The organism is Kitasatospora sp. NPDC097605, from assembly GCF_040302725.1.
Classification (GTDB): domain Bacteria; phylum Actinomycetota; class Actinomycetes; order Streptomycetales; family Streptomycetaceae; genus Kitasatospora.
Window position 1 is genome coordinate 1 of record NZ_JBEOSF010000032.1, and the last position, 14,080, is coordinate 14,080.

Below are 14,080 nucleotides of genomic sequence, written 5' to 3' on the forward strand. Positions count from 1 at the left end.
GTGCAGCCGGACGCCCTTGCGGCGGGCGAGTTCGGCGGACTCGCGCATCAGCCGGGTGGAGACCGAGAACGGCGAGCAGGGCGCGAGGACGCTCCACCCGCGGGTGGAGAGCCCTCGCGCCGCCGTGCCCGGTCAGGCGTCGATGCGCGAACGGTCCAGGGTGGCCGCCGAGTCCACGATGAACTCCTTGCGCGGCGCCACGTCGTTGCCCATCAGCAGGTCGAAGACCTTCTCGGCCTGCTCCAGGTCGCCCAGGTTGATCCGGCGCAGCGTGCGGTGGCGCGGGTCCATGGTGGTCTCGGCCAGCTGGTCGGCGTCCATCTCGCCCAGGCCCTTGTACCGCTGGACCGGGTCCTTCCAGCGCAGGCCCTTGCGCTGGAACTCCAGCAGGGTGGAGCGCAGCTCGGCGTCCGAGTAGGTGTAGTGGTACTTCTCCTGCCCACGCTTGGGGTTGGTGAGCTCGATCCGGTGCAGCGGCGGCACGGCCGCGAAGACCCGGCCCTGCTCGACCATCGGCCGCATGTAGCGCTGAAACAGCGTCAGCAGCAGGCAGCGGATGTGCGAACCGTCGACATCGGCGTCGGCCATGAAGATGACCCGGCCGTAGCGGGCCTGGTCGATGTCGAAGGTGCGGCCCGAACCGGCCCCTATCACCTGGATGATCGCCGCGCACTCGGCGTTCTTGAGCATGTCGCTCACGGACGCCTTCTGCACATTGAGGATCTTGCCGCGGATCGGGAGCAGGGCCTGGAACTCGGAGTTGCGGGCCAGCTTGGCGGTGCCGAGCGCGGAGTCGCCCTCGACGATGAAGAGTTCGCTGCGGTCGACGTCGTCGCTGCGGCAATCGGCCAGCTTGGCCGGCAGCGAGCTGGTCTCCAGCGCGGTCTTCCGGCGCTGGGCCTCCTTGTGCTGGCGGGCGGCGACCCGGGTGCGGGCGGCGGCCACGACCTTCTCCAGCACCGCCCGGGCCTGGACCTTCTCGTCCTTCTTGGCGGAGGTGAGGAAGGCCTTGAGCTCCTTGGCGACGACGGCCGCGACGATCCGGTTGGCCGCCGAGGTGCCCAGCACCTCCTTGGTCTGGCCCTCGAACTGCGGCTCGGCGAGCCGGACGGTGACCACGGCGGTCAGGCCCTCGGTGGCGTCGTCCTTGGTGATGTCGTCCTCGGCGACGCGCAGCAGCTTGCCCGCGCGCAGCGCCTCGTTGACGGTCTTGGCCAGCGAGCGCTCGAAGCCGGTGACGTGGGTGCCGCCCTTGGGGGTGGCGATGATGTTGACGAAGGAGCGCAGCGTGGTGTCGTAGCCGGCGCCCCAGCGCAGCGCGATGTCCACCCCGAGGTGCCGGGTGACCTCGGTCGGCGTCATGTGCCCGAGGTCGTCCAGGACGGGCACGGTCTCCTTGAAGGTGCCCTCGCCGTGCAGCCGCAGCACGTCGCAGATCGGCTTGTCGGGCGCCAGGAACTCGCAGAACTCGGCGATGCCGCCGTCGAAGCGGAAGGTGCTCTCCTCGACCTGGTCGCTCTCGGTGAGCCGCTCGTCGCGCACCACGATGGTCAGGCCTGGCACCAGGAAGGCGGTCTGCCGGGCCCGGGCGTGCAGGTTCTCCAGCGAGAGCCTGGCGTCCTTGAGGAAGATCTGCCGGTCGGCCCAGTACCGGATCCGGGTGCCGGTGCGGGTCTTGGGCACCTTGCGGGCCTTGGTCAGGCCGTTGGCCGGCTCGAACGGGGCGTCCGGGCTGGACTCGGTGAAGATGCCGGGGGTGCCGCGGCGGAAGCTGATCGCGTGGGTGTGGCCGCCGCGGTCGACCTCGACGTCCAGGCGGGCGGAGAGCGCGTTGACGACGGAGGCGCCGACGCCGTGCAGACCGCCGGAGGCCGCGTACGAGCCGCCGCCGAACTTGCCGCCGGCGTGCAGCTTGGTCATCACGACCTCGACGCCGGACAGCCCGGTCTTCGGCTCGACGTCCACCGGGATACCGCGCCCGTTGTCGCGGACCTCGACCGAGGCGTCGTCGTGCAGCACGACCTCGATCCGGTCGCAGTAGCCGCCCAGCGCCTCGTCGACGGAGTTGTCGATGATCTCCCAGAGGCAGTGCATGAGGCCGCGGCTGTCGGTCGAGCCGATGTACATGCCGGGGCGCTTGCGGACCGCCTCCAGACCCTCCAGGACGAGCAGGTGCCGAGCGGTGTAGTTGGAACCGTCGTCGCCGGCCAGCAGAGCGGACGGCACGGTCGTTTCGGCACTCACGCGGCACTCTCCTCGGTCAAGTTCTGTCTCATCGGTCACATCCGGACGGGTCCGGACCGTCCGCCAGTGCAGCACACCGCACCGACAGCCGTTTCCCCTCCGTGTGCGCACCCCTCCGCTGGGTGCACAGCACGGCGGGCCGGTCCCGCGCAGCTTGTACGCGCTGCGCGAACAAGGGCCGTGCCGGATTCGGGTCGCCGGGGCTCCATCTCCTCCCGGTACCACCGCTCCTGGCGGACCGTGGGACCGGGTGCGGCCTCCGGAACTGCCGTTATGCAGGCTACCGGGGCCCGGGACGGGGCTTATGCTCCAACCCAGCAGAGGATTATGCTACGCGGACTCTCACATCCGGTTCCGATCGGGCGTTCGAGCGACAGGCGGATCCTGGGATTCGGTACGCATGAACCACCGGCCCCCGGGGCACGTCCTCATCAACACAGCAGAATCCTCAGAGAAGAAAAGCCACGAGCGGGAACGTTTTCGGCCTGGTTGGATGTTGACCCTGGTACGACAGCTCGTCGAGCTAGAGAAGAGGCGACGTGACTACTGTTCTGACACCTGCGAGCCCGCTCACCGCGGCTGACCGCTGCGACCGCTGCGGCGCCCAGGCCTACCTGCGCGTCGTACTCGCCAGCGGTGGAGAGCTGCTCTTCTGCGCCCACCACGGCCGGAAGTTCGAGCCCGAGCTCAAGAAGATCGCCGTGGAGATACAGGACGAGAGCGGCCGCCTGGGCGGCACGTCCGCGACGGCCACGGACGACGAGCGCTGATTCGAGGCGCCCCAACAGGCCCAGCGTCGAGCTGTGTGTCCGGCCACGCACGACGCGTGACCGGGTGAGCCGGGCGACCGCCCCTTCGGGGGCCGGTCGCCCGGCTTCGTCGTTCCCGGACCGGCTCCGCCCGCCGCCCGGGTGCTGCCCGACCGGTCGGCACCGGGTGCCCGTCCGGCTACAGAACGGCGCGCACCGCGTCGGAGACCGAGGCGATCCGGGTGTAGACGCCCGGGTGGCCGGCCTCGGCGCAGCCCGTCCCCCAGGAGACCAGCCCGGCGAGCCGGCCGGCCACCACCAGCGGGCCGCCGCTGTCGCCCTGGCAGGCGTCCTTTCCGCCCTGCTGCTCGCCGGCGCACACCATGCCCCGGGCGTCGAAGCGCCCGTCCGGGCCGCCCGGGTAGGCCTGGGCGCAGGTCTGGTCGGGGATGATCGGCACGTCCACGCCGCGCAGCGCGGGCGCGTAGTCGCCGCGGCCGGTGGTGTCCCCCCAGCCGTACACCTGCGCCCTGGTCCCCGGCCGGTACGGCTCCGCCTCGCCCTGGCCGACCAGGTCGATCACCGGCCGGCTCCCCTGCGACTCGGCCAGGGTGACCACCGCCACGTCGTTCATGTTGGTGCTGAAGGAGTAGGCGGGGTGGACCCAGACGGTGCGCACCGCCACCTCGCGGCCGAGCGAACCGCGCAGGTCGTCCCGCCCGACCACCACCCGCAGGCCGGGCCGCTCGACCGGGCGCCCACTGGCCTCGTCGTAGAAGCAGTGCGCCGCGGTGACCACCTTGGTCGGGGTGACCAGCGCTCCCCCGCAGAACTGCCCCGAGCGCCCGGAGCCGAACTGCTGGCGGCTGGCCAGCGCCACCATCCACGGGTGGTCGCCCGTGGACACCGCCTCGCCGCCGACGATCCGGCCCTGCGGCCGGGCCTGGGCGGCGGCCGGGGCCGCCGGGCCGAGGGCGAGCAGCGGCGCGGGCAGGGCGGCCAGCAGTGCCAGCACGGCGGCCCGGCGCCGCCGGGAGGACAGCGGGCCGGCGGCGGCGGGTGCGCCGGGACCGGCGACAGGAGCGACGGATGCGACGGCGGGAGCGACGGGTGCGCCGGCGGGCGCGGGGGTCGGCAGGTCGGCGCGGGTGGGCGGCACCGGGTCTCCAGGTGGCTCGGCAGCAGGCAACCGGCACAGCGTAGGTGAACGGCTACGGTCCGCGACCGATCGCCGCCGCGCCACCACCCGGACGAGCGACAGCGGCCACCCGGACGCTGACGCCCACCGGCCCCGAACGGCCGGAAGGCCCGGAGCACGGGGCTCCGGGCCTTCCGATCGGTACCGGCCGACCGGTACCGGTGATCAGTCCAGGTAGTCGCGCAGCACCTGGGAACGCGACGGGTGGCGCAGCTTGGACATGGTCTTCGACTCGATCTGGCGGATGCGCTCACGGGTGACCCCGTACACCTTGCCGATCTCGTCCAGCGTCTTCGGCTGACCGTCCGTCAGGCCGAAGCGCATCGAGACCACGCCCGCCTCGCGCTCGGACAGGGTGTCCAGCACCGAGTGCAGCTGCTCCTGGAGCAGGGTGAAGGAGACCGCGTCGGCCGGGACGACCGCCTCGGAGTCCTCGATGAGGTCACCGAACTCGCTGTCGCCGTCCTCGCCGAGCGGGGTGTGCAGCGAGATGGGCTCGCGACCGTACTTCTGGACCTCGATGACCTTCTCCGGGGTCATGTCGAGTTCCTTGGCCAGCTCCTCCGGGGTGGGCTCGCGGCCCAGGTCCTGGAGCATCTGGCGCTGGACGCGGGCCAGCTTGTTGATGACCTCGACCATGTGCACCGGGATGCGGATGGTGCGGGCCTGGTCGGCCATCGCTCGGGTGATCGCCTGGCGGATCCACCAGGTCGCGTAGGTGGAGAACTTGTAGCCCTTGGTGTAGTCGAACTTCTCGACCGCACGGATCAGACCGAGGTTGCCCTCCTGGATGAGGTCCAGGAAGAGCATGCCGCGGCCGGTGTAGCGCTTGGCCAGCGAGACGACCAGGCGGAGGTTGGCCTCCAGCAGGTGGTTCTTGGCGCGGCGGCCGTCCTCGGCGATGATCTCCAGCTCGCGCTTGAGCTTGGGGGCGAGCTTGTCGGCGGCCGAGAGCTTGTCCTCGGCGAACAGGCCGGCCTCGATCCGCTTGGCGAGCTCGACCTCCTGCTCGGCGTTGAGCAGCGGCACCTTGCCGATCTGCTTCAGGTAGTCCTTGACCGGGTCGGCGGTGGCACCGGCGACGGCCACCTGCTGGGCCGGCGCGTCGTCCTCGTCGTCGTCGGAGAGGACGAAGCCCTCCGACTCCTCCTCCGGGGCGTCGCCCTCGGTACCGGCCTTGTCGCCCGGCAGCGCCACCTCTTCCAGGAGCTCCTCTTCGCCGAGCAGCTCCTCGTCGCCCTTGCCCTTGGCGGCGGTGGTCTTCTTGGCGGCGGCCTTCTTGGCCGGCGCGGTGGTCTTCTTGGCGGCGGCCTTCTTGGCCGGGGCGGCCTTCTTCGCCGGGGCCGCCTTCACCTCGGCGGCCGTGACCGCCTCGGTGGTGATCTCGGCGGAGACCGTGCTGACCGGCGCCGCGGCGGCCGCGACCGCCGGAGTGGAGATGGTCGCACCGGGCGCGATGCGCACGGGCGGCTTGGTCGGGGCCGACGGGGCGGCCGGGGTCCGGGTGGTGACCGCCTTGGTCGCCGTGCGCTTGGTGGGGCTCTTGGCAGCAACGCTCTTGCGCTTGGCGCCGGCCGGTTCGGCCGCGCTGACCATGAGGTCCACCCCCTCCTCAATCAGAACCTGGTTGAGGCTGCGCATGACGTTCTTCCACTTGGTGACCGGGATCTGGTCCGCCTCGAACGCCTGGCGCACGTCGTCACCGGCGATCTGCCCCTGGGCCTTGCCCCGCTCGATGAGCGCCAGCAGAGCCGCGGACTCGGCGATCTCGGGGGGAAGCGAACGGGATGTGCTGGCCGACACGAACAACCTCTCGGACGATGAGTGGACTCGAACCCGTACCGGCCGCCCGAGCGGGCGGGGAAGGAGATCGCGCGTCGGGCACGCGGTGTCGATTCCGACCGACTCGGGCTTGAGGACTGGGTTTGCAGGACGGCAGCAGCGCCGCAGACCAACACAGCATTCTGACATGTTGGGGTATTCCGGAGCTGCTTCCGCTCAGGACACATCGCTGCTACTCGTCAAGTGTTACGCATGGCCTTCGTGTCGCGGGTCACACCGGACGGCGGCCGCGGCCCGGGGCCGGCTTCCATCATCCCCCACCCGCGCCCCAACCGGTCACCATGGACACGACATCTCGCCCCCGGGCCACGTCCGCCGGGCCGACCCGTGACGGCCCCCGACGTGCGGAGGCCCCCCGGCTGCACCGTGGCGGCAGCCGGAGGGCCGGGGTCGCTGAGGAGGCGGCGGGAGGCCGCGGGAGGGTCTCGGTCGGACGGATCATGACGGGGCGGTCCGTGGACAGGTCGCGGGGCGGGATGGCAGCCCGGTCGCCGAACGGTCCGCTCAGTGCTCCCGGGGAGCCGGGACGGAGGGCTCGATCTCGGGGTGGACGGTGAGCAGTGCCCGCATCGCGGTCTCGGCGGCGGTGCCGTCGCCGGTGCCGAGCGCGTCCACCAGCCGGGCATGCAGCCCGACCGAGGGCTCCGAGGGCCGCTCGCAGGAGGTGGCCGGTCCGCCGGACACCTGCAGCGCGCAGGCGACGATCCCGGAGAGGTGCTCCAGCATCCGGTTGCCCGCCAGCTGCAGGACGAGGCCGTGCAGCTCGGCGTCGGCCCGGGCGTAGGTGGCGAGGTCCGCCTGGGCGCAGGCGTGCCCCATGATCTCGACCAGCTCGGCCAGCCGCTGCTGGACGTCCTCCCGGCCGTGGCCGGCGGCCAGCCGGGAGGCCAGCGGCTCGATCGCCCAGCGGAGCTCGAACAGCTCCCGGCGCTGCTCGTCGCGCTGCGGGCCGAAGGCGCGCCACTCGATGATGTCCGGGTCGAGCAGGTTCCAGTCGCTGACCGGGCGGACCCGGGTGCCGACGTTGGGACGGGCACTGACCAGGCCCTTGGCCTCCAGCACCCGCAGCGACTCGCGGACGACGGTGCGGGAGACCTCGAAGCGCTGGCCGATCTCCTCGGGGACGAGCGGCCGGTCGGCGCCGAGGTCGCCGGAGACGATCATCTGGCCGAGCTGCTGGACGAGCTGGCCGTGCAGGCCGCGGCCGCGGCTGCTGGTGGTCTTGCGGCCGACCCGGGCGAGGTCCGACTCGGCGCCCTCCCAGCGGGGCGCCGGCGGGGTGGGCCGGTCGGCGTAGGAGAAGCGGTCCAGGTCGGCGGGGCCGGGGATGGCGCCGGGGATGGCCCCGTCGGCGGAGCGGGCGGGGGTCATGGTGGGGTGCGCAAGGGTGTTCACAGCTCCTTTGTCGGCGATCGGCGGGCGCAGCTTGAGAATTCTCGTGAAAAGCACACGAAAGGGTGATCGACCGTGACTGGATAATTGACTTCTTATCAGGGCGAAGCGCGCATTACGGTCACCCTTGGTCGATCTTGACGAACCGCCCCCGCCGGGCGGGGGCTCACAGCGCCCGGCGCCTGACCTGCACCGCCAGGGTGACCAGCAGCAACAGGAACGCCGGAGCCGCCACCGCGGCCAGCAGCGCCGGATCGGTCAGGACCGAGCCGCCCGCCGCAACCCGGCGGTCCCCGCCGTACACCCATCCGTACGCCCACTCGATCCCGGACTGGAACGGCAGCAGCTCCGCCGCGCGGGTCGGCCAGGGCGTCCCGGTCCGCCGCAGCAGCAGCGCCACCCCGGACTCCAGCAGCGGCGGCAGCGCGCAGAGCAGCAGCACCCCGGCGACCGCGCTGCGGGTCAGCGCGGTGGTCAGCACCCCGGTCCAGCCCGCCGCGACCACCAGCAGGACGAACGCCAGCAGCGCGGTCGGCGCCCCGTGCCCGGCCGCCGGGCCCAGCGGCGCCAGCGCCTGCGGCAGGTCGCCGGGCCCGCTCAGCCCGGCCGCGGCCAGCGCCCGGGCGACCCGTCCGGAGAGCGCGGCCGGGTCCGACCAGGCCGTGACCGTCACCCCGGCCGGCAGCGCGAGGTGCACGGTCACCGCGTCGACCAGCAGCGTCACCAGCGCCAGCAGCGCCGCGACCGCGCCGGTCACCAGCAGCTTGCCCGCCAGCAGCCGGACCCGGCGCAGATAGCCCACCTGCGAGGCCGCCAGCCCCGGGTGCCGCACCTCGTGCCCGTACGACAGCGCGCCCAGCACCCCGGCGCCCAGCGCCGCGAACGGCAGCGGCACCAGCGGCACCGCCGCCGTCAGCAGCCGCACGCCCGCCGCGCCGCCCAGGGCCCCGTCGGGCGTCCGCGCCGCCAGCACACCGGCGACCACGGCGTCGCAGACCACCACCAGGCCGAGCAGCAGCCAGGTCGAACGCAGGCCGCGCAGCCGGCGCAGCTCATAGGCCAGAACTCGCACGGTTCACTCGCTCCGAAGGTCAGAGGTCATCGGGACGGCCACCCCGGCCCGGTCCGTGGCGGCAGCACCGGAGGCTGCGGGTGCCGCGTCCTCCGCGCCCCTGCGGGCGGCGGGCGGGCCCTCGACGGGCCGGTGCTCGACGGGCCGGTGCTCGGCGGGTGGGTGGGTGACGGATGGGTGCTCGGCGGGCCGGTGGGTGACGCGGCCGAGGCGGACGGTGTCGTCGGTCCTCAGGTCGGCGGACTCCCCGGGGCGGCCGTCGGCCGAGCGGGCGAGACCGGTCGGTCCGTCCCGGAAGAGCCGGTCCACGGTGACGGTCGGCGAGGCCTCCCCGGCCGGCCTCCCGCCGTCCCGGGCCCCGCCCTGTCCGCCGCCCTGTCCGCCGGCCTGTCCGCCGGCCGGCGGTCGGCCCCGTCCGCTCCCGTCGGCCGTGCGCCGGGGGATGGCCCGGATCCCGCTGCGGGCGGTGAGCGCGGACAGCGCGGTCGCGGCCGAGAGGCCGGCCGCCGCCGCGACCGGGAGGGCGAGGGCGGGGGCGGGGGCGGGGTCCCGCTCCCGGTCGGCGGCGGCCGGCCGTACCACCGCCGGCGCCAGTGCCTGCGCCTGCGCCTGCGCCTGCGCCTGCGCCAGTGCCGCCGGCGCCACCGGGGGTGCCGTCGTCCGCTCGGCCGCCGCCGGAACCGGCGCCCGTTCCTCCGTCCGTTCCTCCGTCCGTTCCTCCGCCCGCCCCTTCGGCCGTTCCTTCGCCCCGTCACCCGCGGCCCGGGCCTTCGTCAGTCGGACCGGTCCGGGACCGGCCTGCACCTGGAGCCGGCCCGACCGGCCGGAACCGGCCGGCAGGGCGGCCCGGGGGGCGGGCTGCTCGGCCACCCGGTCGGCGAGCTCGTGCAGCAGGATGCCGTGCCGGTAGGCGAGTTCGCCGATCTCGGTCCGCCCGATCCCCGCCACCGCGAGCCCCGCGCCGCCGTCCCGGCGGACCTGTGCGCCGTGACCGGTCAGCAGGTCGGCGAGCCGGGCCATCTGCGGTCCCCGGACGGAGACTTCGGGGCTGAGCCGGGTGCGCCGGAACTCCGACACCGGCTGGTCGGCCGCCATCCGCCCCTCGTCCAGGGTGATCACCCGGTCGGCGAACCGCGCGGCCTCCTGCGGGGTGCGGGTGGTGGCCAGCACCGTGCCCCCGGCGGCGCCGAACGAGCGCAGGAAGGAGTGGAACCACTCCACGTTGCGCGGGGAGAGCCCGTCGGTGGGCGCGTCCAGGAGCAGCGTGGCGGGTTCGCCGAGCAGCGCGGCGGCGAGCGCGAGCCGCCGGTGCATCCCCGGCGAGAAGGTGCGCAGGCGCTGGTCGGCGACGGCCGCGAGCCGGATCTGCTCCAGGAGTTCGTCGGCCCGCTGGGCCGGCACCCCGACGGCCGCGGCCAGCATCCTGAGGTGTCCCCGGGCCCTGCGGCCGGGGTGTCCGGCGGTGTCCGCACACCCCGGTACGCCGCCCGGTCCGGCGAGCACCACGCCGACCTCGCGCTCGGGCCACCGCAGCCGGCGGTAGGTGCGGCCGGCGAACAGCGTGACGCCCCGGCCCCGTTCGAGTTCCAGCATCAGCCGCAGCGCGGTCGACTTGCCCGCCCCCTCGGGGCCGAGCAGCGCCGTCACCGTGCCCGGACGGGCCTCGAAGGTCAGATCCAGCAACGCCGGTGGAACGCCCCGGCGGTAGACCTTGGTCAGTCCGGTGATCTGGATCATCGCTGGCTGCTCCCATGCCCTCGGCCGACCTGGTCCGTGCGGCGCCGGGTCGCGCCCGCACGGTTCCGCGCCAGCACATTAGGGGTCGGCGGCGGCGATTCCGGGCATTACGGGAGCGGCACGGGCACACCGCCCGCACACCTCACCCGATCAGGGGACAATCCGATCCTGCGACCGAGACGTTCGGGCCGACGGACGGGCCGGCGGCCGGGCCGGCTCGGGCGCGGCCTCAGGACTCCGGGCGCAGCATCGGCGGGTTGAGCACATTGGCGCCGCCGGCGGTGAACAGCTGGGCCGGGCGGCCACCCTGACGGGTCGTCGTGCCGCCCGAGGGCAGCAGGAAGCCCGGGGTGCCGGTCACCTTGCGGTGGAAGTTCCGCGGGTCGAGGACCACGCCCCAGACCGCCTCGTAGACCCGGCGCAGCTCGCCGACGGTGAACTCGGCCGAGCAGAAGGCCGTCGCGAGCGAGGAGTACTCGATCTTGGAGCGGGCCCGCTCCACCCCGTCCGCCAGGATCAGTCCGTGGTCGAAGGCGAGCGGGACACCGTCGACCTGGTTCGGGCCGAGGAGCTCGGTGACCGGGGCCCAGCGGGCGCCGCTGGCGTCGCCGCCGGCACGCGGGGTCGGCAGGTCGGGCGCGAGCACCAGGTAGGCGACGCTGACCACCCGCATCCGGGGGTCGCGCTGGGGGTGGCCGTAGGTGGCGAGCTGTTCCAGGTGGGCGCCGGCGGTGCCGGGCCCGGCCGCGTCGTGGCCGGGGGCGGAGTAGGCGCGCAGACCGGTCTCCTCGGCCAGCTCCCGCGAGGCGGCCTCGGCCAGTCCCTCGTCGGGGCGCACGAATCCCCCGGGGAGCGCCCAGTAGCCCTGGTAGGGCGGCTCGCCCCGGCGGACCAGCAGGGCACAGAGCGCGTGCTCGCGCACCGTCAGCACGACCAGGTCGACCGTGACTGCGAACGGGGGGAAGGCCGACGGGTCATAACGCGACATGGCGACGATCATAGTCGTCTCTCTGACGATAAGCACAGGCCCGCGGACGGGCCGTGCCGCCGCGGCCCGTCCCGCCGTCCGCCCCGCGCGGGCCGGTGGAGTCCGGCCCGCGCCCGGGCGGCGGCGGCGGCGGAGGCGGCGTCAGCGGGCCACCAGCTGGAGCTCGGCGGACGCCTCCTCCACCATCGCCACACCGATCCGGCTGACCCGGACCGAGAACGGCTCGCCGGCCACCCGCAGCCCCGTCAGTTCCAGCTCCCCGAGCGGCGCCGTGCTGGCCGGGCGGACCAGCACCCGTCCGCCGGGGACGTCCGGCCGGACCCCGGCGAGCGCGAACACCGCGTGCGCGGCGCCGGCCGCGGAGACCGCCGCCGGTCGGCAGGCCCCCGGATGCGGGACCGGCGGGCAGCCGGGCGTCCACTGCTCCCCCGCGTACATCTCGGGCAGCCGGCCCTCGAAGTGGGCGGCGGCGCCGAGCAGGCCCTCCAGCAGGGCGCCGGCCTCGTTCTCGTGGCCGGCCTCCGCGAGCCCGGCGATGGCGAGGGCGGTCTCGTGGACGCGCACCGCCCCGCTGCGGTGGCCCAGCGGGTTGAACCGGGGCGACTTGGCACTGAGCGTGCGCAGTCCCCAGCCGCTGTCGAGCTCGGGCGCGGCCAGCCGCTGGGCGAGCAGCCTGGTCTGCTCGCGGTCCAGCAGGCTCTCGTGCCGGCCGCCCTCGGCGGACAGGCCCGGGTCGAGGAGGTGGACCAGCGCGGCGGCGACCGCGGGCAGCGGCTGGCCGCCCGGGGCGAGACCGGCGGCGGGACGGCCGCCGGAGAGGTCGTCCACCCAGAACCGCTCGCGGAACCGGCCGCGCAGGGCGGCCGCCCAACCGCGCCACTCCTCGGCGCCGGGCCGGCCGAAGGCCTCCAGCAGCTCGGCCCCGTGCAGGGCGGCCCGGTGCGCCTGGGCCTGCACCTCGGCCCGGGCCGGCACCGGCTGGGCGGAGCGCTCCTCGACGGGGCGGCTCAGGTCGGTGACGAAGCCGTCCACCAGACCCTCGCGCAGCGCGCCGAGCGCGCGCTCGGCGGCCGGGAGCAGTTCGGCCACCTCCGCCCGGGGCAGGCCCCAGCGCCAGGCCTCGGCCAGCACGGTGACGAACAGCAGGGTCGCCTCGGTGGCGGTGCAGGTCGGCGGCAGCTCGGGGCCGCCGTGCCGCAGCGCGCCGGGAAGCAGGCCCTCGGGGCGGCGGGGGCCCTGGCCCGCCGCGGCGGCCGTCTGCTGACGGCGGGCCAGCGCGCGCAGCGTGCCGGCGGCGAGCCGGGTGCCGAGCGGCAGGGTCAGCCGGGCCGCCCAGAGCGCGTCGGCCGGGGCGAGGCCGAACCGCCAGGGCGCGCCGGAGGCCAGGTAGAGGTCGGTGGGCCGGTCGGGGTCGGCGAACAGCAGCCCGCCGAGGGCGTCCAGGGAGCGCGACACCACCAGCGCCGCGCGCGGATCGTCGCAGCGCACCTCGGGCTCGGCCCACGGCAGCGGGACCCCGGTGCCGCGACCGCCCGGCGGGCGCGGGCCGGGCGCCGTGCTCTCCAGGCCGGCCCGCAGCTCGACCGACCAGCGCGCGCCCGGCTGGACCTCCAGGTCCCAGCGCAGCACGCCGGCTCCGGCCAGCACCGCGTGCGGCGAGGGCTGGGCGCTGACCGTGGCGCTGTGCGTGGGCCCCACCCAGCGCAGCCCGGCGGACTGCACCTGGCCGGGCAGGTCCGGGGGCCGGTGACCGGCGGCGATCTCGCCGACCGGGCCGAGGTCGGTGGCAAGCGCGATCTCCAGCGGGAGCCGGGCCGGGCGGCTGCCGGCGTTGCGCACCGTGACGGTCTCGACGCCGTCGGCGTGGCGCAGCCGCTCGACGGTGAGCGCCGGGTCCGGGTCGAGGTCGCCGGGGAGGCGGACGGCGCCCAGGAAGCGGGCCTGGGCCGCCGAGGTCAGGGTGCCCTGGAGCGGGAGCGGCTCGACCCCGCCGAGGCGCAGCTCCATCCGGGCCACCACCCGGACGCCGGAGCGGTAGAAGCCGTGCAGGCCGTGTCCGCGCACCTGGCCGTCGGGGCCCGAGGCGGCCATCGCGGGCGCGTTCACACAGAGCAGCTCCTGGTGGGTGGCGGCCGGCTGCGAGCGCGGCGGCGCGGGCCGGGCCGGGCCGCCGGGGCCGGCCGGCTGGGCCTGGTCCGGCCGGCCGGCCGGTCTCGGCGCGCCGACCACGCTCTCGGCGGGCATGGCCTGTGGTGGCCTCATCGCGGTCACCGGACTCTCCTCCCCTCGGCGGTCCGGTGGCCGGTCAGGGCCGATGGGCCGCGAGCATGTTCGATCGCGTGCGTGCTGGTGCCGGGCCGGCGGACACCCCGCCGACCACCGTGCCGTGTCTGGCCGTACCCGGTGCCGGGCCGTGCCAAGCGGCGCCCGGTACCGAGTCGGCACCGGTCCCGCGTCCTTCGTCCCGGGCGTCGTTCGTCCCGGCCGTCGTTCGTCCCGGGCATCGTGGCGCCCTCCGGCGCACCGCCGGGCCCGTTGCCCGCCCGCGCCGGTGACGGCGCGGTGCCCGGGTCCGATGCCCGGCGCCCCGTCCCCCGGTGGGCGCTCGGCGCCCGGGCACAGGGCCCCCGGAGTGAACGCCGGAGACCGGCGACAGGTCACGCCCGCCGGGTCGCCCGGGGTCCGGTTCCCGCCCGAGCGCCGCGGCCGCTGGCCGAACGGCTGGCGCCTCCGGTCGGTCGTACCCGGCCGCACGGGTCGCCGGGTGGGCGGTCGCGGGCGGTGGCCGCCGGGGCGGCCCCGGGCCGCGGTCAGGATACGGTGCGGGGATCGCGGCCCCGCCACCGGCAACCCCGGTC

At 75.1% G+C, this 14,080-nt stretch carries 9 protein-coding genes; 1 reads left to right on the top strand and 8 read right to left on the bottom strand.

What is annotated here, in order from left to right; all coding sequences use genetic code 11:
• Nucleotides 1-132: 132 nt before the first annotated feature.
• Nucleotides 133-2,244: a DNA gyrase/topoisomerase IV subunit B gene (locus tag ABTX81_RS28655; RefSeq protein WP_350551289.1), complete on the bottom strand. Its 2,112-nt coding sequence runs from the start codon at nt 2,242-2,244 to the stop codon at nt 133-135.
• Between the two features lie 539 nt (nt 2,245-2,783).
• Between ABTX81_RS28655 and ABTX81_RS28660 the strand changes: the two genes are divergently transcribed.
• On the top strand, nt 2,784-3,014 hold the full coding sequence (locus tag ABTX81_RS28660) for a DUF7455 domain-containing protein (protein ID WP_350551292.1): 231 nt from the start codon (nt 2,784-2,786) through the stop codon (nt 3,012-3,014).
• A gap of 178 nt (nt 3,015-3,192) precedes the next feature.
• On the opposite strand, the gene ABTX81_RS28665 is transcribed toward ABTX81_RS28660, so the two are convergent.
• The 7 genes from ABTX81_RS28665 to ABTX81_RS28695 all read right to left on the bottom strand — a co-directional run bounded on the left by ABTX81_RS28665 (nt 3,193) and on the right by ABTX81_RS28695 (nt 13,484).
• Nucleotides 3,193-4,008, bottom strand: coding sequence for a S1 family peptidase (locus tag ABTX81_RS28665; protein ID WP_502892883.1), 816 nt, complete (start codon nt 4,006-4,008; stop codon nt 3,193-3,195).
• Nucleotides 4,009-4,356: 348 nt separating this feature from the next.
• A complete protein-coding gene (locus tag ABTX81_RS28670) occupies nt 4,357-6,000 on the bottom strand; it encodes an RNA polymerase sigma factor (protein ID WP_350551297.1) in 1,644 nt (547 codons plus the stop codon).
• 537 nt (nt 6,001-6,537) lie between these two features.
• Entirely contained in the window at nt 6,538-7,428 is an 891-nt protein-coding gene (locus ABTX81_RS28675; RefSeq protein WP_350551299.1) for a FadR/GntR family transcriptional regulator, read from the bottom strand.
• 163 nt (nt 7,429-7,591) lie between these two features.
• Nucleotides 7,592-8,497 (bottom strand): hypothetical protein, encoded by a 906-nt coding sequence (locus ABTX81_RS28680; protein WP_350551301.1) that lies wholly within the window; start codon nt 8,495-8,497, stop codon nt 7,592-7,594.
• Nucleotides 8,498-8,500: 3 nt separating this feature from the next.
• Nucleotides 8,501-10,234 (bottom strand): ATP-binding cassette domain-containing protein, encoded by a 1,734-nt coding sequence (locus tag ABTX81_RS28685; protein ID WP_350551303.1) that lies wholly within the window; start codon nt 10,232-10,234, stop codon nt 8,501-8,503.
• 229 nt (nt 10,235-10,463) lie between these two features.
• Complete coding sequence (locus ABTX81_RS28690) at nt 10,464-11,222, bottom strand: NUDIX hydrolase (protein WP_350551305.1); 759 nt, start codon at nt 11,220-11,222, stop codon at nt 10,464-10,466.
• A 141-nt stretch (nt 11,223-11,363) separates the two neighbouring features.
• Nucleotides 11,364-13,484, bottom strand: coding sequence for a glycogen debranching N-terminal domain-containing protein (locus ABTX81_RS28695; protein ID WP_350551466.1), 2,121 nt, complete (start codon nt 13,482-13,484; stop codon nt 11,364-11,366).
• Between the last annotated feature and the right edge of the window lie 596 nt (nt 13,485-14,080).